Origin of the sequence: Allorhizobium pseudoryzae, from assembly GCF_011046245.1 — a bacterium.
In the GTDB taxonomy this organism is placed as follows: domain Bacteria; phylum Pseudomonadota; class Alphaproteobacteria; order Rhizobiales; family Rhizobiaceae; genus Neorhizobium; species Neorhizobium pseudoryzae.
The window spans coordinates 415,787-437,367 of the sequence record NZ_CP049241.1 but is presented as its reverse complement, the minus strand read 5'-3'; the positions used below and the strand labels follow the sequence as shown (position 1 = coordinate 437,367).

Here is a 21,581-nt window from a genome sequence, read left to right as displayed (position 1 = left end):
TCCGGCTCGCCCAAGGCTCCAAATCCCAGTCCAATCAAAGGCAATGACCATGACACTTCAATCCAAGCTCGACGCCTTCAAAGCCGATTTCGAGGCGAGCAAGCCGCCCTATAACGTCCCCTATTCGGTGATCGAGACGATGCACCGCGCTACCGCAGAACTGATCGCTTCGGGCGCTGCCCAGAAGGCACTGAAGGCCGGCGACACGTTGCCGGAATTCACCCTCTCCGATCCGGACGGCAATCCGGTCTCGTCGGCGGATCTTCTGGCGCATGGCCCGCTGGTGATCAGCTTTTACCGAGGCGTCTGGTGTCCCTATTGCAACATGGAGCTCCAGGCCCTGCAGGAGGTCCTCCCGCAGTTCGAAGCACTTGGCGCAAAGCTTGTTGCTATTTCCCCGCAAAATCCGGTCAACAGCCGCAAATCGGTGCGCCAGAACAACCTGACCTTCCCGATCCTGTCCGACACGCACAACGATGTCGCAGCCGCCTTCGGCCTGCGTTTCGAAATGCAGGATTATCTGGTCGACCTCTACAAGTCGCTGAAGAACGACCTGTCTGCCTTCAACGGTGATGAGAGCTGGACCCTGCCGATGCCGGCCCGTTACGTCGTCGGCCAGGATGGTCTCATCCTCTACGCCGAAGTGAACCCGGACTATACCCGTCGTCCTGAGCCGGAAGACATGCTGCCCGCGATTCGTGCCGCAGCAACCCGCCCCGCCGCCTGATCCGATCCACGCATCGAAACCTACGGAGATAAGGCCCTGCTTCACGCCGAAGCGGGGCCGAAAGGATATGTGATGAAGAAGACATTTCTGATGACGGGTGCCAGCAAGGGCATCGGGTTGGCACTCGCGAACCGGCTTTTAGCTCACGGCGCCACGGTGATCGGCATTGCCCACCATGCAGACGACGACGTTCCCGGCAGCTTGCATCTGGTGACGTCGAAGAGCGCTTCCACCCGGCCGCTGAAATAGGCCTTCATGGCCTTCTCCTCGTTAAGCGCATTTGGACCGAGTTCAAGAGGTGTATCAGTCGTCGAATGCCATCGTTAAAGCCGCGTGAGTTCGCTTCATGAAGGAGCTCGAGATAGTTCGAGCGGATCGCAAAGATGTGGGAGGCGAGCAAACCTTGTTCTGGAGATAGATGAGGCGGGGACAATCGGCGTTCAGCATCAGGTGATGACGGATTCCGAACATCTCAAACAGCGGATAGGCGCATCGTCGCGACCGCCATGGGGTTTTCGCCCTTGCCTGCCACCGGTCCGGCGCCGCGCATATGGCGCCTGGGCATCACCTCTGGGCATCAGGTCGCCAATGATGCCAAAACGATATCCGGCACGACTGGAAAATCAAGGAATTAAGGGCTTTTAGGGAGAATTGGCTGGGGAACCTGGATTCTCACATGATTTCAATGGCTTAATTGAAAGCCCTGAAATTCCCTCTGTTTTCCCATCGCGAGCGACCATGGATGCCACCTTTGTGCCCTGGCTTTGGGCATCAGTCAACTGGACGGTCGAGCGGCAATAATTTCCGCACTTGGACCTCAATTTGCGGTGGGGCGACCCTAAAACGCCCAGTAGCTTTGCGCCCCCATTTCCGTTGTCTGAAGCCGCGTAATAAAACGTTAAATCTGTGATTGAACGAAACCTGATCCAATGTTAGCAGATGGCCAAACTCGTTTCAGATTATCGACGGCGCGTACGTGCTTCCGTGTTGTCAAAGCTCACTCGATAGCCATCCAACTGCATCTCAGAGCACTCGATATTTTGACCTCGTGCCAGCCTCTCAATGGTGCGACGGATGTCGGCGTCGATGCGATGGCCGAAGTAGATTGTGCGCACGGCTACAGGGTTTCGATAGCCGATCCTGCCGAGCCGCTGCGCGAACATGCGCCATTCGCGTTCGTAGCCCCACTTATGACTCTTTGACGACAGTACCCTGCGAACATTGGTTTCAAGGTTATCTACCCCAAGATCGAGGTTCGGAGGATTCTCGGTGTAGAAGAGCCTGGAAAACGCCACGTTCCCTTCGAGGGACTCGCGGAGGTCTGAGAAATCGTACGCGATGCAGATGCCGCGGAACTCATCGGCGTAGTGCGCCCACATCAGCTCATTTGTCGGTGTCTCGCTGAAGCACGCGATTCCTGTTTGCTGCTTGCCCTCGCGGATCGACTCGAGGATCGTCTGGAAGTTGGAGTCGCCACGACCCTGGCGCCGTGCATAGAACGTCCCCTCCATCGGATCGTTCATTTGGTGGTACGCGGCGGCCCAAATGTAACCTTCCTGGATAGCCGCAAGTTCGCGCCGCTGCACTGCTGAAGTGTCGCCATCGATACGTCGGAAACTTCTATATCGGAAAAGTTGCGTTGGGGTAACGTAGTCGACTATGCGGCCCGGCATGCGATCCTCCTGTGGTCAAAGCTGATTATCAGAACCGCGCGGCCGCTACGAGGTCGCGAACGCTGAAAGACACCAGCGTTTGCGTTCCGGCAGCTTAAAGCTCATCTCGAACCCGATGAGGTCGTTGCACGACGTTCCGAGATCGATTTTCAGCAAGTCGCAGACGGCTAGTGGGCGGTACAGGAACCTGAGCAGGGTGCTCTTCGACAAGTTTCTTGAACGGGATCCGGTCCTGCGGAGCGCTGGAGCAGAGAGGCCACAACTTCTCAAGGCGATAACGGGTGTAGAAGCAATGGGCAGCCGTTGATTTTCCTAGCGGGGTAGATAACTTGGTCGCATCGCCGGGGGAATGCATGGCAGATTTCGACTTTCGCAAAGAATCTGAAGACGAGCGGCTGCTCGTTATTTCCTTTAACGATGGCGAGCCGATTTCCGCTGCGCAACTCGCCGCGATATTTAAGGCGCTGGACGCTGACTATAAGCAGATGACCGGACGCGATCTTGCCGTCGCACGTCTCGAGCTCGGCTCGACCTGGATTTGGCTCGTGGACATTGCTACGGGCGCTAGTGGATGGATAAAGGGTGCTGCTGACGTTGCGAAGGCCGCCCAAGATCTTAGCACCTTCGCCAAAAAGCTCCGCGATGGGTTTAAGTCTTCAAAGGCTTCCGTTGCGTTGCCGCAAACAGGCTCGGTTGATGACAGTGTCGACAGGTCGATCATCGCTATGGCGAAAGCCTCTGAGAAAACGGGGAGCACGATCCGTCTCCGGAAAACAACGATCACGGCAACAGGAACAGAGACTCTTGATGTCGAGATCGCACCGCCACAAGCGAAGGAAGCGCGTACAAGCGCTAAAAACAGACCCAAGCTAGCCCAAATTGCATCACCGCCCGCCCTGAAAGCCATTGCCCACCATGATGAACTGGTCAGCAGGATGCGAGCGCTTCCTAAGGCGAGCGGCGATCTCGAAGCCGGCATCCGGGTGATGGTACAGGCAACCGTCGCTAATGGCGGCGGGTATCTGCTCGAACAGGTGGCTGGAACGTTGGAGAGCGAGGGGCGGGGGGATATCGCGACGATTATTAGGCAGGAACTTGAAGGAGGGCAGACGTTCGTTCACGTCGATAACTGAGGCTAGCAATTCAGTAGGTTTGACATCATGCTGAACGATCGGGCTAGCCGGAGCGTCCATTATCGCCTTTGGTCAGGCTCCGTCGGATCTTCCGGACTTTCGCAAATTGCTTCTGACGGTTTGGTTAGAAACTTGCGCACTGGGAAGCAGCCAGCCGTATCACGGCCACGAAACTGTCGTTAATCACGGCTTGTTTGGGACACTCGAACGAGGTCGCCTTTGGCAGAGATCACGATATGTCTCAGCGAGCAGCCAAGGCTTCCATTCGAGACCTTCCGTTTATGATTGCAACAAATTTCTTATCGCATTGTTTTTGATTGATGTGCCATTGAGCCTGGTTGCCAGGACTACCCGATCCGCTATCAACCTGAAAAACTCTGAGAGGAGATCAATTGACAATTCGTTTGCCCAGCCCGGTTAATGAGGCGCAATACATTGAGATAATGGATGACGAGGCCTATGACGGCGCGGTAGTAGCGAACAGCCTCATTCTGTATACTGGTAAAGTCAAACACGGCGCGCTGTCAGAGCATGGGCGTCATGATCCGAATGTCTATATGCCGGCTTTTAAGGATGCTATCAAGGAAGCGAAGAAGAACGGTAACGTGGCGCTTGCATACTCCTTCACCGACTTTAGCGAGAACGATTTCCATGACATCGTGACCTCGATCATGAACCGATACACTGATGATAATGGAACACACATCGCTGCGGTTAAGATCGAGCGCGATGACGGGGATGCTCGGGCTCTAGTTGTTGTGCATTTCGCAAATGAAGCAAGCGCAGCGGTTTGGCAGAAAAAGTATCTGCCTCAAGTGACAGGCGACGACTAACCTTAGTCGAACCAGACCACAGGGCCGCGGTTTTTAGGCCCGGGGCACACACTCATCGCGGCTCGGAGCAAGGTCCCCAGCCAACATTCCCAACGGTCCTCGAGCATGATGGATAGCTTAGAGAACTGCGGCCGCGGTCGCCCAACTTATTGAAAGACAACGCTTTTCCGTGCGGGAGATGGTTGCCAATTTGGATCAAAAAAGCGGTCAAATCAGACCTGCCTGGGTGACCTGGATTCTCACATGATTTCAAAGACTTAACGAAAAGTCCTCAGAATTCCCTCTTTTTTTCCATCGCGAGCGACCGTGGATGCCACTTTGTGCCCTGACTTTGGGCATCAGTCAACCGGACGGTCGAGCGGCAATAATTTCCGCTTTCGGACCTCAATTTTGTGGTGAGGCAGCAGGACAGCGACCGGCAGCTTTGCGCCGTCACTACGGTCGTAAAGGCCATCGTGGTGCGTGGCCCAAAGCGGCCATAGATATGCGGCGGAGATGATTTCTGCGAACCAGAAATGGGCATAACGCGAAGCGCACGTCGCTAGCGAAAATCCATTCATGAAAAATTCTTTGGGCGGCCTTGTAACAACTTAGATTTCTGATGGTCTTCCTGTTGCAACGTACAGCGCCAGGCCAAAACATGAATTCTAGAAATCAAGATCAGCGCCTTCCACCATCCGTTTGGAAACGGCCGAACCGTTTCGATCGCAACCTGATCGTCATAGGTGCAGGCTCAGCCGGGCTCGTCTCGGCCTATATCGCGGCCGCCGCCAAGGCGAAGGTGACGCTGGTCGAGGCGAACAAGATGGGCGGCGATTGCCTCAACTTCGGCTGCGTGCCCTCGAAGGCGCTGATCAAGAGCGCCAGGGTGGCGCACCAAATGCGCCATGCCGACCATTATGGTCTGGAGCCGGTCGAGCCAAAGGTGCCTTTCTCCGCCGTGATGGAGCGTATCCACAAGGTGATCGCCGAGATCGAGCCGCATGACAGCGTGGAGCGCTACACCGGCCTCGGCGTCGAAGTCCTGCAGGGCTATGCAAGGTTGATTAATCCCTGGACGGTGGAGATCGCGCTGAACGATGGCGGCACGCAGCGTCTGACGACGCGCGCAATCATCATCGCAACCGGTGCGCAGCCCTTCGTGCCCCCGATCCCAGCCCTCGCCGAGATCGGTTATCTGACCTCGGACAACATGTGGGAGCGCCTTCGCGATTGCCCAGCCGTGCCGCAGAGGCTGGTCGTTCTGGGGGGAGGACCGATCGGCTGCGAGCTGGCGCAGAGTTTTGCCCGGCTTGGCTCCGAGGTCACGCAGATCGAGATGGCACCGCGCCTGATGATGCGCGAGGACGAGGATGCAGCCCGCTTCGTCGAGGCGTCGATGAAGGCTGACGGCGTCAATGTCCTGACCAGCCACAAGGCGGTCGCCTGTGGAACAGGTGCCGGCGAGAAGTGGATCGAGGTCGAGAAGGACGGGGCCAAGTTCCGCATCGGCTTCGACGAGATCATCGTCGCTGTCGGACGGGCGCCACGGCTGAAGGGCTTCGGGCTCGAAGACCTCGGCATCAAGGTGGATAGGGTCGTCGAGACGAACGACTACCTCCAGACACTGCATCCGAACATCCTGGCGGCCGGCGATGTCGCAGGGCCCTACCAGTTCACCCATGTCGCCGGGCATCAGGCCTGGTTTGCGGCGATCAACGCGCTCTTCGGGGATCTCAAGCGCTTCAAGGCCGATTATAGCGTCATCCCCTGGGCGACTTTCACCGATCCGGAAGTGGCGCGGGTGGGCTTGTCCGAGGCCGAGGCGAAGGAGAAGAAGATCCCGCATGAGGTGACCCGCTTCGGCATCGACGATCTCGATCGCGCGATTGCGGACGGGTCCGCCAGCGGCTTCGTCAAGGTGCTGACCGTGCCGGGCAAGGACAAGATCTTGGGCGCCACCATCGTCGGTGAACATGCCGGCGACCTGCTCGCCGAATTCGTCTTTGCCATGAAACATGGCCACGGCCTCGGCAAGATCCTCGGCACGATCCACATCTATCCGACGCTCGCCGAGGCCAACAAGCTGGTCGCCGGCCAGTGGCGCCGCAATCACATCAACGGCTTCCTCCTGTCACTGCTCGAACGCTTTCAGACCTGGAGGCGTGGATGATCGACGCCAAGATCCTGCCGCTGCAGAAGGCGGCCCTGCAGCCCGTCGCCGAATTCCTGGCGCATCGCGGGGTGAAGGCAGATCAGGTCAGCCTGATCGGTTTCCTCGCAGGTCTCGGCGCCTTCGCTGCACTCTGCTTCGGCTCTTTCCTGGCAGCACTTCTGCTGGTCCTCGTGAACCGCGCGCTGGATGGCCTCGACGGCGCCGTCGCCCGCATTTGGGGGCCGACGGATCGTGGCGCCTATCTCGATATCGCGCTTGATATGGTCTTCTACGCGTTGATCCCGCTCGGCTTTGCGGTGGCGATGCCCGACGTGAATGCGCTGCCGGCTGCCGTCCTGATCGTTTCCTTCGTCGGCACGGGCTCTTCCTTCCTCGCTTTCTCGGCAGTTGCCGCAAAACTCGGTCGCAAGGCGCCGGAATTCCCCACCAAGGGGATCTACTATGCCGGTGGTTTGGCAGAAGGTTTCGAGACGATCGCGGTCTTTGTCGCCATGTGTCTCCTGCCGCACCATTTTCCGCTTATCGCCTATGGCTTTGCCGCCATTTGCGCGCTGACGACAGTCATCCGCTGGCGCCAGGGCTGGCTTGCCTTTTCGGGAGGTGACCGATGAGCCTTGTCCTATCTCGGTCAGAGGCCAGCATTCAGCCGGTCGAGCGCATTGCGAACCGTCAGCCGCGCCCGGTGCAGAAGCACGCGCATATTGCCCTCGGAGATGTCGAGCAACGCGCAGACTTCCGCCGGATCGAGCTCCTGCTGGCCGCGCAGGATCAGCACCGCCCTTTGCGCGGGTGGCAGCGTTTCGATGACCGCCTCGACGTGTTGCAGAACGCTTCGCCCCTCGATGTGCCGCTCGGGCGTCAGGTCTTCCCAGAGCTCGGGTCTGGTGCGCCAGTGTCCGCTCCCGTCAAAAGCCTCGCCGAGACCATTGCCATCCCCCAGATCGTCGAAGGACACGATGCGGCCTTCGCGACGAGCGCGGCTGCGCGCCCTGTTGAGGAGGATCGTGTAGATCCAACCCGCGAGCGACCCGCGTCCTTCGAAGAGATCGATGCGGCCGAGCACAGCCACCCAGGTGTCCTGCACGACTTCTTCCGCGATCTCGCGCGACCGGACGATGCCCGCGCAAAAGCGGATCATCGCGGCATTGTGCCGGCGATAGAGCAGCTCGAAGACTGCACCATCCCCGTCAACGAGGTGTCGCGCCAGAGCCAGATCGTCACCTTCATCCTGCGCCACGCCGCCCCCTGCCTCAGCCCGCGCGCCATTAGCAAAACAATCGCCTTCCATGTCCAGCAGCATTCGACCCCATCAAGCCATAGTGACCATAGGGGATCAGTCGCGCCGGAACCGGTGATCTTACAGGGCGCGCGGGCGTTTCGAGGAAACCACGATGATTGACAGCCGTTCCCCGCAGCAAGGCCGCCCACCGGAGGACGAACGCACCGCCTCAAAGGGGGCTGTCGGTCGAGGCAGCCTCTGGCGCTATACGCCTGTCGTCCTCGTCGTCGCGGGTCTGGCGCTTGGTTATGCCTTCGGCCTGCAGGACTATCTCAGCCTTGGATTTCTCGCCGAACAACGCCAGGCTCTGAGGGCCTATGTCGATGCCAATGTGTTCTGGTCCGCGCTGCTGTTTCTCGCCGTCTACATTCTGGCTGTCGCCTTCTCGTTTCCGGCGGCCTCCGTGCTGACCATCTTCGGCGGCTTTCTCTTCGGCTGGATGATCGGCGGCGCGCTGGTTGCCGTTGGTGCCACGATCGGTGCTTCGCTCCTGTTTCTCGCCACGCGCTCTGCCTTCGGCGACTTTCTGCGCCATCGGGTCGATGGCGTGGTCAAGAAGATGGCGGACGGTTTTCGCGAAAATGCCTTCGGCTACCTCTTCGTCATCCGTCTCGCGCCGGTCTTTCCCTTCTTCGTTGTCAACATCGCGGCCGCCCTGTTCGACATCAGCCTCGGCCGGTTCATCGCCGCGACGTTCTTCGGCATCCTGCCCGGCACCTTCGCCTACGCCTATCTCGGCCAGGGTGTCGACAGCGTATTGGTCGCGGCACAGGCGAGCGGCCGGGAAGCGCAGATCTCGGATCTCGTGACACGCGACATCACGCTCGCCTTCTTCGCATTGGCGCTGGTGGCGCTGATCCCGACGCTGGTGCGCCAGATCCGCAAACGCAGGACGTCGCCATGAGACTTCGTTTCACCATGTCCGGGGAAGGCTGAACCATGTTTCGATGCAGTGAAGTCGCCGAGCGTGCCAGTCTCCTGATCGATGGCGATCTCGGCTTCTGGCCGCGGCTGAACATCAAGCTTCATCTGGCGATGTGCCGGGCATGCAGGGCCTTCGTCGAGCAGATGCGCGTCACTCATGCTCTGACCGCCATGGCAGGTGCCATGCACGATCCGGTGCCGAGCGAGGAGATCAAGGCTGCACTCGCGCGACGACAGATGGGGTCTGGCAAGAAAACGTGAGATCCGCCGGATCTCTGAACCGTAGTTCAAACAAAAGCCGCAACGCATCAGCGTCCGGCGGTCGATTTTGAGGGAGTAGGGCACACAATGCGATTGATGACAGGGATTTTCGCCGCCGCACTGATGGCAGCCACAAGTATCGTTCCGGCCAAGGCTGCCGGCCCCGAGCTGGCCGATTGGGCTGCCCTGGAAAAGGCAGCGTCCGGCCAGACGGTGTACTTCAACGCCTGGGGCGGGTCTGAAAACATCAACGCCTATCTCGAATGGGTCGGCGCCGAAATGCAGTCGCGCTACGGTGTGACCGTCGTGCAGGTAAAGCTTGAGGATACCGCAAGCGCCGTTGCCAAGGTGATCGCCGAGAAAGCCGCCGGCAAGAACGAGGGCGGGTCGGTCGATCTCATCTGGATCAATGGCGAGAACTTCGTCTCGATGAAGCAGCAGGATCTGCTCCTCACCCCCGGCTGGGCAACGGCGCTACCCAACTGGCGCTATGTCGATATCGAGAACCAGCCCACCATTCTGACTGACTTCACCGAGCCGACGGAAGGGCTGGAAAGCCCCTGGGGCGGCGCGAAGATGGTCTTCTTCTACGACAGCGCCCGCACGGAAGCATCCAGTCTGCCGGACAATGCCAAGCAACTGCTCGACTGGGCGAAGAACAATCCAGGACGGTTCTCCTATCCCGCGCCGCCGGATTTCATTGGCTCCTCATTCCTGAAACAGGTGCTGAGCGAAGTGATCGCCGATCCCGCCAAGCTGGCAAAGCCGGTGGTCGAGGAGAGCTTCGAGCAGGATGTGGAGCCGCTGTTCGCCTATCTCGATCAGTTGCATCCGGTCGCCTGGCGTTCGGGCAAGACCTTCCCGCAGAACTATCCGGATATGAAGCAGAAGCTGGCTGACGGCGAGTTGGACATCATCTTCGCCTTCAATCCGTCCGAAGCCTCTGCCGGCATCAAGGCAGGCGAACTGCCCGAGACGGTACGCTCCTTCACCTTCTCCGGCGGCACGCTCGGCAACACTCATTTCGTCGCCATTCCCTACAATGCCAATGCCAAGGAGGGGGCGCTGCTGACAGCGAACTTCCTCATCTCGCCGGAAGCCCAGCTTCGTAAGCAGGACCCGGCCTATTGGGGGGATCCGACCGTTCTTGCCATGCCGAAGCTTTCGGAAGCCGATCGTGCCGCCTTCGCAGCGCTTGACCTCGGAGCAGCCACCCTTTCTCCGGACAAGCTCGGTCCCGTGATTGCCGAGCCGCATGCGAGCTGGATGGAGCGCATCGAGGTTGAATGGCGCCGACGCTATGCCAGCGGCAACTAAGCCGTGACAGCTAAAGCGACCGATCGCTCTTTCGTGGCAGGATTAACCGCACGTCTCCCGAGGAGTGCGGTCGCCCTCACGCTTGGCCTTCTGGTCTTGCCGATCACCTTCGGGCTCCTTGGCACGCTGCTGCCGGCCTTCGGCTACCTGCCCGCGCTCGGCGGAGATGACCTCAGCCTGCAACCCTTTCGAGACCTTGCGGCCACACCGGGCGTGGCGACAGCCGCGGTCTTGAGTGTGGCAACCGGGCTCGCCGCCACGTTCATCTCTCTCGGCATCACGCTGGTCTTCGTTGCGAGTTACGCGGGCACACCAACGCTGTCGCGCCTGCAGCATCTGCTGTCGCCGCTGCTGGCAGTTCCGCATGCGGCCGCCGCCTTTGGCTTTGCCTTCCTGATTGCCCCCTCAGGCTTCCTCATCCGCCTTGTCGCGCCACTTCTCGGCATCGATCGGCCGCCGGATATTCTCATTCCCCATGATCCGATGGGGCTGACGATGATTGCGGGCCTGGTGATCAAGGAAACGCCCTTCCTCTTTCTCGTCACGCTCGCAGCCTTGCTGCAGGTCGAACTCCCGGCGGCCCGAAGGCTTGCAGCCTCCTTCGGCTATGGACGCATCGCAGGCTTCGTCTACCTGCTCTGGCCGGCGCTCTACCGGCAGATCCGTTTTGCCGTCTACGCCGTCATCGCCTACTCGTCGTCTGTCGTAGACGTGGCCCTGATCCTCGGCCCTGACTTGCCCGGCACGCTGGGAACCCGGCTCGTCCAGTGGATGAATGATCCGGATCTGTCGGCGCGTTTCCTCGCCTCGGCCGGTGCCGTCCTGCAACTGGGTGTCACCGTGGTCGCACTCCTGTCCTGGTTTGCCGTCGAACGTCTGGCGTCTCTCCTGCTTCGCCTGGCAAGAGAAAAAGGCTGGCGGTTCCTCCGCGACCAGTTCCTGCGCCGCGCCTCGATCCTTATCGTCGGCCTGATCGGCGGCGCGGTGTTTGCAGGCCTTGCAATTCTGGCCCTCTGGTCTCTCGCCGGTCTGTGGCAGTTTCCCGATCTCCTGCCGCAGAATTTTACGTTCAGAAGCTGGATGAGTGCCCTGCCGCGCATTGCCGACCCGCTGGTGACGACGCTGGTGACGGGCCTTGCCTCGACGCTCATGGCCATCCTCTTGACCATCGGCTGCCTCGAACGCGAGCTTCAGACGGGACGCAGCGTCGGCGATAAGGCGCTGTTGATGCTCTACCTGCCGCTGATCGTGCCGCAGATCACCTTCGTTTTCGGCCTGCAGCTTCTTTTCATTTATAGCGGTGGCGGCGAATACAGGCTCATAGCACTCGTGCTCGTTCACCTCGTCTTCGTGCTGCCTTATGTCTTCCTTTCGCTGGCGGATCACTGGAGGGCACTCGACCGCCGCTACGAGATCATCGCCACGGCCCTTGGTCGGTCGCGGATTTCGGTGCTGCTGTCGATCCGCCTGCCCATGCTGATCCGCCCGATCCTGACGGCGCTCGCCGTTGGCTTTGCCGTCTCGGTCGGGCAGTATCTGCCGACATTGCTGATCGGCGAGGGGCGGCTCTCGACTATCACCACGGAGGCCGTCGCTCTCGCCTCCGGCAACAATCGCCGCGTCATCGGAGTCTATGCCCTGCTGCAGACCATCCTGCCTTTCCTCGCCTTCGCGCTCGCCGCGCTGATCCCCGCAGCCCTTCACCGCAATCGCCGGGACATGAGGGTGTGATGATGCTCCAGCGACAGCCCACCAACGGCCTCTGCCTCGCGAATATCCTGATCCGCCTCGGAGATGTCAGCCTGATCGAGCTGACCGCAGACGTGCCTTCCGGTTCGGTCTTCACCGTCATGGGACCGTCGGGATCCGGCAAATCCACCTTGCTGTCCTTCATCGGTGGTTTCCTCGATCCCGCGTTCCGCGCCGAGGGGACCGTCTCAGTCGATGGTGTCGATCTGCTGCCGCTTGAACCGCAAGCCCGCCGGGCCGGGATCCTCTTTCAGGATCCGCTGCTCTTTCCGCATATGTCCGTCGGGGCCAATGTCGCCTTCGCCATCCCGGCAGATGTCGCTGATCGCCGCCAGCGCAGGCAGATCGCGGCAGACATTCTGGCCGACATGGACCTCACAGGTTTTACCGACCGCGACCCGGCCACGCTTTCGGGCGGGCAGAAGGCGCGGGTGGCGCTTGCCCGTGTTTTGGTCTCCCGACCCAGATTGCTGCTGCTCGACGAACCCTTCTCCAAACTCGACATGGAGCTGCGTGCCCAGATGCGCGCTTTGGTGTTCGAGCGCGCAAGGACCGCCGGCCTGCCGGTCATTCTCGTGACCCATGACGAGGCCGATGCCGAGGCTGCGGGCGGTCCTGTTCATCGTATCGGCATGAAGGAGCCCTCGGATGGCTGAGGGACGCACAACGCCCGTCCCGGTCATTCTGCTCGGCGGTGGCCACGCCCATGTCGAGGTGGTGCGCCGGCTGGGCGAGCTCGGCTTCGGCGCGCAGATCACGCTGGTTTCGCCCTCCCGTCATGCACCGTATTCCGGCATGTTGCCGGGCCATATCTCCGGTGAATACAGTTTCGACGATTTCCATATTGATCTGGCTGCCTTGTGCACACGCGCCGGCGTCACCTTCCTCGAAACTACTGCGACCGGCATTGACCCGGAACAGCGCGTGGTCTCGCTCGCGAGCGGCGAAACCCTCGGCTACGGCCTGCTCTCGATCGATATCGGCTCAACGCCCTCACTGCCCAAGGGCATATCGACCGGCATCTCCGTAAAGCCAATCGCGAGTTTTGCCGATCGGCTTGCTCGGCTCGATGCGCTGGCGGGAGAGGGACGGCTCTCAACACTGGCGGTGGTGGGGCAGGGCGTCGCTGGTGTCGAGGTGGCCTTTGCGTTGAAGCGCCGGTTGGAGGGACGCGGTATCGGTGTTTCCCTCGTCGGGCGTACCGCAGAGCCGGTTCCGGAGCGTAGCCGTTGGTCGCGGCGACTGCTCGAACGGGAAATGCGCAAAGCAGGCATCGCTCACCACCCGGCTTTCGATGTTGTGGCTTTTCGCGACGGCGAACTGGTGTCGCGTGACGGGCGGCGGCTCGCGGTGGATGAGGTCGTCTGGACAACATCAAGCGGCGCGCCTGCCTTCCTGCGCGAAACCGGGCTCCTCCTCGACGACATGGGTTTCATACGCGTGGATCATACCTTGCGATCCCTTTCTCATCGGGATGTTTTCGCGGCCGGTGATGTCGCGTCTTTGCCAGACCCACGGCCCAAGGCCGGCGTCTTCGCTGTGCGTCAGGGGCCCGTCCTGACTGCAAACATCCATCGCAGCCTCTCTCAAAAGCGCCTTAAGCCCTACTGCCCGCAGTCCTACTGGCTGGTGCTGATCTCGCTCTCCGATGGGCGGGCGATTGCCGACAAGTGGGGCCTGGCAATCTCTGGCGCTTGGGTGGCCCGATGGAAGTATCGCATCGACAGCCGATTCATCCAGAAGTATCGACGGTGAAGCGACGGCCGTCCTATTCTGGTCCGTCCCTGCCTTCCGCCCGGTCTTCAGAGCGTGCCTGTGTCGTACTTTTCTGAACCGGATGTGCTTCCGCAATCAGGTTTGCTCTGATCTACAAGGCGACGGGCAATCTTCGCGCGATCCAGATCCTGTTGGGGCATAGCAAGATTGAAAACACCGTGCGGTATCTCGGCGTCGACGTTGAAGATGCCCTTGAGTTAGCGGAGCGTACCGAGATTTAGGCTATCTTAGTACTGATTCCGGTTGTCCGCTTCTGCGGTTCTAGCGTGCGAAGCGGACAGTCTCCTGTCGGCCCCAAAACTGTCGTTGGTTAGGGTAAGGCTAAGGAACTCGATCACGCTTACAGCGTCATTGCAGAATGGACCGACGACTTCAACAATTTGTGTCGCACCAATCGCTCGCATACCAGACTGCTGCGGACGTTGCCGGTATCATCGCCGCAACCGGTTCCAACGCTCCGCGATCAGGAGCTTGGTGTTTCTGCCGGTTGCCCCACCACGCCATTGGCTGATCAAAAATCCGCCGAAGCTCTGATCGCAGCCGGGTGAGACTTCAGTGGCAGGTTATCAGCCAAAAGGACAACAGTGGCGGAAATAATTTCCGCATTTGCACCTCATCGGTGCGAAGATCCAGCGATAGCACGCCGGGCGTCTCGAGCGACGCGGTCGAGCCGGGAAAAGCGTGACGGTTACGGAGTTCGCGGGCATACCAGATAGACGTACATTCACTATTCCTGCCGGTTTGGCCACGTTGCAATCATTCATAGAATCGTTATCGATATGATGCTCTTAGGGTTTCGTTCTGGGATGGCGGGAATATGGGGGACAAATGTTCGAGACGTTGCTTCAATCTGGTATTGCAACGCGAGATCTGGTCCTTGAGCTGGCATCCCTCCTGAAGGAACCACCCGCGCCAGGATTGTTCAGCCTTTTACTTGTATTGCTTCTTCTTCTGCTGGTTATGGGGTTTGTCTCGACTGTGCGGAGCCGCACGAAGGTTCTTCGGTCGGCCGTGGATCTCGTCAAAAAGACGAATGGTGCCTCCGGCCTGCAGGAGAGCTTCGAAGATATACAGAACCGGCTTGCGAAGCAAAATGGACGCGCCGCGCGTCATCTAGCAGACACCTGGAAGGAGTTTCGCGAGACAACGATTGAGCCGCGATCGGGAACCGCTCTTGGTGTGCGGAATTCGATCAGGCCGTCGGTTTTCTTCAATCTTGAGGACATGGGCTTCAGCGTATCCGGCTGGAGGTTTGTACCGGGCTTTCTCGTGTCGATCGGGCTTGCCGCGACGTTTCTCGGTCTGATTGCCGCGCTCCAGCAGACCGGTGAGAGTCTCAAGGGCGGTGATCAGGCTCAGGTTCGCGAAGCACTTACGCAGTTGCTATCCGTTGCATCTGCAAAATTTATCATGTCGCTGACGGGGCTTTTGTGCTCGATCGTTTTCACTGCCTTCTTACGCGTGGGTGGCCAGCGGTTGGAAGGCACCATGCGAAAGCTCACGCATGAGATCGAAATCCGCATGAATTTCGTCAGTCTCGAAGATTTGGCAGAGCGCCAGCTTGAGGCGATCGTCGAGCAGCGCGATCACATGCAGAAACTTAACCATGATCTCATCGCTGCGATCTCTAAGCCGCTTGAGAATGCCCTGGCCGCCAGCAACACCCATGTGGGGACGATGGTCGACGACATCTCCCGATCGCTATCCACGGGGCTCGCGGCGGCGATGGATAAGGCGAGCGATCGGCTGGAAAGCGCATCCGACACGCTCAATGGCCTTGCTACAAAAATCAGCGAAGCCGCGGAGCAGTTTACGGTCGCTGCCGAACGGACGGCGGTCGGGCTTGACGGCGCCGCACGCAGGCTGGAACTCGTGACTGATAATCTTTCTCGCGCCGGAAGCGGCCTCGCTGATGCGACGGAGCCGATGGTCGAAGCTATCACCGGAACAGCCACGACGACCAAGCAAATTGCTGATGCGAGCGTCGAGATGGTTCAATCGGCACGAAAAGCTCTGGATTCAGAGCGCGGTGTGGTAGTCGCCGCCGCGGAATCCATCCGAGAGCAGATCAAGAATTTCGAAGCCCGTGCTGCATCGTATGACGGGCAGCTCGAAAAAGCATTCAAGACCTTTTCAACTGAAATTGGCAGGTCGGTTTCGGAAGTTGAAAACCATGCGAATGCGGTTCATCAGCAGTATGCTGACGCTCTGGGTACTCTGCAGGCTGTTATCGAAAACGCGAAAGCTTTCAGGCCCGAAAGCGAGAGGCCCGCGGAATGAGGGGCGCGGGTGGGACGCGCCCTCAGGAAGAAGAGGAAGAGTCCGTCTTCATCTCGATGGCCGATATGACGATCAGCTTCCTCTTCGTCATCATGATCCTACTTGCTTTTTTTGCGACTCAGTTCACTGACCCTGAGACCGTGCCGCGTTCGCAGTATGACGAAATCCTCAAACAAAAAACCGAGATGGAAAAAGAGCTGCGTAAGGTACAGACGATTATCGGAACGTCCGACCTTCAGGTATCCGACGACGTGCAGGCAATGAAAGAGGAGATCGACGATTTGCGGAGGCGGTTGGCGATGCCAAGTGCTCCGAACCAGATGGAAGTGTACAACAATAAGGTTTCGGAAACCCGCAGAGCTCTTTTGACGAGCCTGAAGAAACAGATCGACGACGAGATCAAAGGCGTCAATGTCAGCATCAGCGCGAACTTCGAGTCGCTGCAATTTTCGGGCGACGGTCTGTTCGAAACGAATGCTGACGTGCCAACAGCTACCGGATCGCTGCGCGTCAGCAAGATCGCTGAAATATTAGATCGAAATCTTGGATGTTTCTCACTAGGCCTGCGCAAGAGATTCAGCCCGGATTGTAATCCGGGATATGCAGTGATCGACTCTCTGCAAGTAGAAGGCCATACCGACGACCGTGGCACCGACATTCTGAACATGAGGCTGAGCGCAAACCGCGCCTCGTCTGTCTATTCACTTATGACGTCGCAGCGGCCTGATCTCCTCAACTTCAACAATAGAAGCGCGCAGCCTGTCCTTTCGGTGGCAGGCTTTGGCAAGGGGCGCCCCATTCAATCCAACGCGACCGATACCGGCAAGGATGCCAATCGCCGGATCGATCTTCGGTTTATCATGGCCGTGCCCGCAAAGGAGGCCGATATTTCGGCGATCAAGAACGCCCTGACCGAGGTGCCCTGATGACCCTCATCGAAGCAATTCGAGCATCCCGTATGGTGCGGCGCCAGGAGCTTGCGGCTCCCATAGAACTGACGCAGGCCGTGACAAACGTGAAGAGGGCGTTTCCGGATCTTGTGACTGCGACCCCTGTCTCCGTGGGCGAGGCCATCCTGCGGCTCGATGTCGCCCTGCGGAACTGGGACTGGGAAGGCGTGACCGTCGGTAACATCTCGCTTGCCACCCGAGCTTTTCTGGATGGGGACAGGATCCCGGATGCCGTCACCTATTTTCTGAGGAAGGAGCTCGAGGCGACAACCAGCTCCATTCTTCTCGACGCGGTTGCCGAAGCGTATTTCTCCGGCTGGACCAGACACGGTGAGAGGACCCGCTGGCTGGCGTCGATCCTGCAGGCACGGGGGTCCCATCTGTCCTTCCGCTGGAAGCGGTTGTTTGTCGCGGTTCCGGAACTGCTGGATACCGACGAAGCGCCGATACGGCTCGCTGAGAAGATGCTCATTCAAGCGAATCCGTTCCACTGGCTGCTCGATGCAGGGCTTGCCTCTCCGCATGCCGGGCAGCTTTCGACGGAAGCTTGCCTGGCCTGGCTCAAGCTGCTACCTCCTGTCATGACGAACCAGCATGTCGAACGGATTTTTGGCTGGATAAGGCCCCGGGGACACAAGCCTGTGTCCGACGACCTCGCAGCAAAGGCAGTGGAGAAATTTCTGGAGCCCTGGCGTTCCGATATGCCCGCTCCCGAATTTCGCACGTTTCTGACTGACCGGATTATCGAGGCCTTCGGCGATCCGCGTTACGAAAGTAGTGCCGAAGCAAAAGCGTTCTGGCCTCTTGTGGCGGTGGATCGCCGCACAATTCTGCTCAGATGGCTTGCGGGGCAGAGCATAGATGCTTTGCTCGACATAATCACGAAGGCCACCGGGAACCACATGTGGCCTACGCGACACCATTTCTGGAAGGGCCTGTATGATAAAGGACGGGTCACTGAAGCCTGGGTCGCACTGTCCCGGCCTGCAATGGATATTGCTCTCAACATATTCAGCGAGAATGGCGGAAAAGCGGGGCAGGCTGCGGCACTGCAAACCGCGACGGGCCGCAAGAAGGAAACCTGCCTGCTGATCATGAAGGTGGGGCGTTACACGGTCGTCGAAGGTTCGCACGATTATCGTGTTCACCTCTTCCTCAGCGGGGATCGGCGCGCTCCTGCTCTTTATCAAGATGAATATGATGCAGAGGATATCATGTTGCCTCAAGGCGACAGAATGACCCGCATTCACGATTCCTACGACGCTTGGCAAAGTTGGGTCGAGGAGCGGGTTCTTCGATGAAGTTTGATTTTCGATTTGATCCGGATGCAGCGTTTCTCAGTATCCAATCGGAGAAAAAAGACTGGCTGTCTAGGTTCAGGACACAGGCTAGGCCAGATCTTTCGAAGCTCCCGCGCGAGGAAATGGAGACGGCGCTAGCACTGTCGCGCCTGAGGCAGCTTGACCCGAACAATGCCCTCCACTCGGTCGAGCCCAATATGGTCGTCATTCGGCACCCGCTTGTCGCGCGGCTTGACGTCCGGGCGGCCGCGACTTTGGGCCTGCCGCCGCTGCTCCATGATGTCACCTTTCGGGCCCGGCTCATTGGAACCGTGGGCAGTCCCGATTTCCGGATCGAATGGTGGTGGGAGCGCGCGGGAAGGCGCGTTGTTCTGCCGTTGACGGGCGCCTTTCTGGGGCCGCCTTCAAATGTCATGCGGATCCCGGAGCCAATCTATCTGGCGATCGCCGAAGCGGAAGAGCTCGGCAAGAGCGGTACGCTGACGGACCACTGGTTGGCGCTTGGCCGGTTCCGCCGGCTTTTCGACGGTGATGCCGGTGAGGACAAGGCAGCGCTCGAAGGTTTTCTGCGCGATGTGTCCGTGGTTACCTGTGGAGCCGTCGGTATAGGGTTCGACCCGGAGGATGAAACAAATTTCTTTCCGCTTCCATTTGCCGATCAACAGCCGTCAGCGGATGGAGCGGTCGCGACCACGTCCGCCTTGCTCCACGGCCGCGAACTGGATGAATTCAAGACGGCAGCCTTGCGGCGCGGCGCACAACCTGCCTTTCGTGTGGCGAACGGAAAATTTCTGATCGTCGATCGTTCCGCCGTGCCGGTGATCGACACGATTGCAGCATATGCCGGCAAGGACGAGGAAGCCCGACGCGCGTTCATTGCGGATGCGGGCCGGATTGTCGCCGAGGCGATCGAGATGGCTCTCAGTCGGGAAGGGCGACTGACGGCCCTTATGAGCCCGCAGGCACGCACCGAAAGGGTCGAGGAAGCGATTGCCCGCGCCTGGATCGAAACGGAAGAGTGGGTTTCGCGCGTCGTCGGCGTTGGAAAATGGCAGGTCACCACAATCGACACCATTCAGGGTTCGGGCACCCGGTGGCTGCCGGAAGGGATAGACACCGAGCTTGGTGAAAGACTGGCTATCATCCCGGACGAAGAGCTGGAGGATGTGATCGAACGGTTGCGGAACGCTCTTCGGAGTGGCCTGTCGTCGATCGGCCATGACGGGGGCGAAATTCCTGCGACAGCCGAAGTCATCGAGGCGCTGAGCAGGAGGCTTGCCGATATTCTCAGGCGCCAGCAGTCGGAAGAAACGGGGACCACACTCGACGCCTATTTGCCGATTACCCATGACAATTTCTGGGAGGTCGATTTCAAGCCTGCTGTCCGGGGCAGAACGGGCGACTTCGATAATAACACGCCGTCATTGGTCAGATCCGCCTTGCAAAGCCACCAGTTGGCATCGCTGGATTGGCAGGTGCGTGCCTGGCAGGCAGGTATTCCGGGCATTCTCAATGCCGATGAACAGGGGCTCGGCAAAACGCTGCAGACGCTTTCCTTCATCACTTGGCTCAGGGAGGAAATGGCTAACGGCAGCATTCCGAAAAAACCCTTCCTGATCGTGGCCCCGACATCCTTGCTGCTGAACTGGGAAGCCGAGATCGAGCGGCATCTCGAACCGGGCTGTTTGGGCAAGCCTGTCCGCTTGTATGGGGAATATCTCGACGCCTACAAAAAGCCGGGCGGCGGGCAGGACCTACGTGAGGGTGAGGCGCGGCTCGATATTCAGGCGATCGCTAATGCCGAAGGGGGATGTGCAGTCGTCATCACGACATATCAGACGCTTGCCAATTATGCGATCAGCCTGATGGACCTGGATTGCTCTCTTGCCGTGTTCGACGAGATACAATTCCTTAAGAACCCCGTTACGATGAGAGCCAAGGCTGCAAAGGCGGTCCGCGCTGATTTCCGGATCGGATTGACGGGAACGCCGATCGAGAATGCCACGAGGGATCTCTGGGCTCTTCTCGACCAGCTCTTTCCGGGCGCGCTCGGAGCGCTCGCGCAGTTCCGTAGGGTCTTCGATAAACCGACGGAATCGAGCATGGGCGCCCTCCATTCCGCACTGTTCAGAAGCCAGAACGACTACCCCCCGCTGGCGTTGCGCCGGCTGAAAACGGATGCCGCACCGCATCTCCCGACAAAAGTTCGTGTCCTGCATCCGCGCGAAATGCCCAGGGCGCAAATGCTTCGTTACGATGAGGTGCGCGCTAAGGGAGGCGGTATATTGGCGCTGCTGCAGCACATGCGGCGGGTGTCGTTGCATCCAGGTTTGCTTGAAGGTGAGACGACGGAGGAATTCAACCTGTCGTCAGCCAGGGTTAGTGCCGCCATCGATATCCTAAGACATATCAAATCGAAGAATGAGCGCGCACTGGTTTTCGTCGAAAATCGCGATGTTCAGACCTGGTTCGCTGAGGTCGTGCGGATCGAATTCGGCCTCGAGCGGGTCATGATCATCAATGGCGACACGACCATCGATGCTCGCAAAGACATTACTGATCGGTTTCAGAGGCACCTTATCGATGATCGCGGCTTCGACGTTCTGATCCTTGGTCCGCGCGCCGCGGGAACAGGCTTGACGCTGACGGCCGCAAACCATGTTATCCATCTCAGCAGATGGTGGAATCCTGCTGTGGAAGAACAATGTAACGACCGCACTCACCGCATTGGCCAGACGAAGCCCGTCACGATCCATATCCCGCTTGCCGTTCATCCGGGACTTGGCCGAGGTTCGTTTGACTGCCTGTTGCAGAGCCTTATGAAAAGAAAGCGTTCTCTTGCGGAGCGTATTCTCTGGCCGGGAGATGTTACGGAAGGCGAAACGAAGATGCTCTACGACGCAGTTTTGGCGGCGGAGACGACATCCGATTTAAAGTCCATGAACGTTGAAGAAATCCTTGAAGGTCGCAGCGATCTCCATTTTGAGAAACTGGCCAAAAACTCCATTCGTGTGAAGCCGACCAGAGGCGGTGCCTCCATCATCGTTTCGTCAGATGCCGCTGTACCAATGCCGATGTCGGGCGAAAATGGAGACGCGGCCGTCATTACGCTCAGCGAGCAATCACGACTTCCGGCTGGCGTTATCGTGCCGCAGTCAAAATTGAAAACAGCGACCCTTTGGCCAGAATACGTCTTGCCGGAATAGGAAATAATTTCCGCGGC

General features: G+C 59.1%; 18 protein-coding genes and 1 pseudogene. 17 read left to right on the top strand and 2 right to left on the bottom strand.

Annotation, left to right across the window (positions count from 1 at the left end; genetic code table 11):
• Nucleotides 1-49 precede the first annotated feature (49 nt).
• The gene (locus G6N78_RS02270; RefSeq protein ID WP_165215323.1) at nt 50-727 is read left to right on the top strand and encodes a peroxiredoxin-like family protein; all 678 of its coding nucleotides are present in this window, start codon (nt 50-52) and stop codon (nt 725-727) included.
• Nucleotides 728-799: 72 nt separating this feature from the next.
• Nucleotides 800-976 (top strand): SDR family NAD(P)-dependent oxidoreductase, encoded by a 177-nt coding sequence (locus G6N78_RS02265; protein ID WP_165215320.1) that lies wholly within the window; start codon nt 800-802, stop codon nt 974-976.
• A 710-nt stretch (nt 977-1,686) separates the two neighbouring features.
• Here G6N78_RS02265 and G6N78_RS02260 read toward each other — a convergent pair.
• Complete coding sequence (locus G6N78_RS02260) at nt 1,687-2,400, bottom strand: DUF2971 domain-containing protein (RefSeq protein ID WP_165215318.1); 714 nt, start codon at nt 2,398-2,400, stop codon at nt 1,687-1,689.
• Nucleotides 2,401-2,753: 353 nt separating this feature from the next.
• Here G6N78_RS02260 and G6N78_RS02255 point away from each other — a divergent pair, with 353 nt between their 5' ends.
• From G6N78_RS02255 to G6N78_RS02240, 4 genes are all read left to right on the top strand, one after another.
• Nucleotides 2,754-3,533: a hypothetical protein gene (locus G6N78_RS02255; RefSeq protein WP_165215315.1), complete on the top strand. Its 780-nt coding sequence runs from the start codon at nt 2,754-2,756 to the stop codon at nt 3,531-3,533.
• A 392-nt stretch (nt 3,534-3,925) separates the two neighbouring features.
• Nucleotides 3,926-4,366 (top strand): hypothetical protein, encoded by a 441-nt coding sequence (locus tag G6N78_RS02250; protein WP_165215313.1) that lies wholly within the window; start codon nt 3,926-3,928, stop codon nt 4,364-4,366.
• A 640-nt stretch (nt 4,367-5,006) separates the two neighbouring features.
• A complete protein-coding gene (locus G6N78_RS02245; RefSeq protein ID WP_165215310.1) occupies nt 5,007-6,518 on the top strand; it encodes a dihydrolipoyl dehydrogenase family protein in 1,512 nt (503 codons plus the stop codon).
• Entirely contained in the window at nt 6,515-7,132 is a 618-nt protein-coding gene (locus G6N78_RS02240; protein WP_165215308.1) for a CDP-alcohol phosphatidyltransferase family protein, read from the top strand. The genes G6N78_RS02245 and G6N78_RS02240 overlap by 4 nt, the downstream gene beginning before the upstream one ends.
• Nucleotides 7,133-7,149: 17 nt before the next feature.
• On the opposite strand, the gene G6N78_RS02235 is transcribed toward G6N78_RS02240, so the two are convergent.
• Nucleotides 7,150-7,821, bottom strand: coding sequence for an RNA polymerase sigma factor (locus G6N78_RS02235; RefSeq protein WP_165215305.1), 672 nt, complete (start codon nt 7,819-7,821; stop codon nt 7,150-7,152).
• 91 nt (nt 7,822-7,912) lie between these two features.
• Between G6N78_RS02235 and G6N78_RS02230 the strand changes: the two genes are divergently transcribed.
• The 11 genes and pseudogenes from G6N78_RS02230 (at nt 7,913) to G6N78_RS02185 (ending at nt 21,564) form a co-directional block, all read left to right on the top strand.
• Nucleotides 7,913-8,704 carry a TVP38/TMEM64 family protein gene (locus tag G6N78_RS02230; RefSeq protein WP_165215302.1) on the top strand — a complete coding sequence of 264 codons (792 nt, stop codon included), beginning with the start codon at nt 7,913-7,915 and terminating at the stop codon, nt 8,702-8,704.
• A gap of 35 nt (nt 8,705-8,739) precedes the next feature.
• Entirely contained in the window at nt 8,740-8,985 is a 246-nt protein-coding gene (locus tag G6N78_RS02225; RefSeq protein WP_165215300.1) for a zf-HC2 domain-containing protein, read from the top strand.
• Nucleotides 8,986-9,072: 87 nt separating this feature from the next.
• Nucleotides 9,073-10,302 (top strand): ABC transporter substrate-binding protein, encoded by a 1,230-nt coding sequence (locus G6N78_RS02220; protein ID WP_206531596.1) that lies wholly within the window; start codon nt 9,073-9,075, stop codon nt 10,300-10,302.
• Between the two features lie 33 nt (nt 10,303-10,335).
• Entirely contained in the window at nt 10,336-12,033 is a 1,698-nt protein-coding gene (locus G6N78_RS02215; RefSeq protein WP_165221175.1) for an ABC transporter permease, read from the top strand.
• Between the two features lie 2 nt (nt 12,034-12,035).
• Nucleotides 12,036-12,707, top strand: a complete 672-nt coding sequence (locus G6N78_RS02210; RefSeq protein ID WP_165221172.1) for an ATP-binding cassette domain-containing protein — start codon at nt 12,036-12,038, stop codon at nt 12,705-12,707.
• Entirely contained in the window at nt 12,700-13,806 is a 1,107-nt protein-coding gene (locus tag G6N78_RS02205) for an FAD-dependent oxidoreductase (RefSeq protein WP_165215297.1), read from the top strand. Before G6N78_RS02210 ends, G6N78_RS02205 begins: the two co-directional genes overlap by 8 nt.
• Nucleotides 13,807-13,910: 104 nt before the next feature.
• Nucleotides 13,911-14,048: pseudogene (locus G6N78_RS25760) on the top strand (integrase); the annotation flags it as partial.
• Between the two features lie 607 nt (nt 14,049-14,655).
• The gene (locus tag G6N78_RS02200; protein ID WP_165215295.1) at nt 14,656-16,107 is read left to right on the top strand and encodes a methyl-accepting chemotaxis protein; all 1,452 of its coding nucleotides are present in this window, start codon (nt 14,656-14,658) and stop codon (nt 16,105-16,107) included.
• Entirely contained in the window at nt 16,104-17,033 is a 930-nt protein-coding gene (locus tag G6N78_RS02195; protein WP_165215292.1) for an OmpA family protein, read from the top strand. The genes G6N78_RS02200 and G6N78_RS02195 overlap by 4 nt, the downstream gene beginning before the upstream one ends.
• The gene (locus G6N78_RS02190) at nt 17,033-18,358 is read left to right on the top strand and encodes an EH signature domain-containing protein (RefSeq protein ID WP_165215290.1); all 1,326 of its coding nucleotides are present in this window, start codon (nt 17,033-17,035) and stop codon (nt 18,356-18,358) included. The genes G6N78_RS02195 and G6N78_RS02190 overlap by 1 nt, the downstream gene beginning before the upstream one ends.
• Complete coding sequence (locus G6N78_RS02185) at nt 18,355-21,564, top strand: DEAD/DEAH box helicase (RefSeq protein ID WP_165215289.1); 3,210 nt, start codon at nt 18,355-18,357, stop codon at nt 21,562-21,564. Before G6N78_RS02190 ends, G6N78_RS02185 begins: the two co-directional genes overlap by 4 nt.
• Nucleotides 21,565-21,581 lie beyond the last annotated feature (17 nt).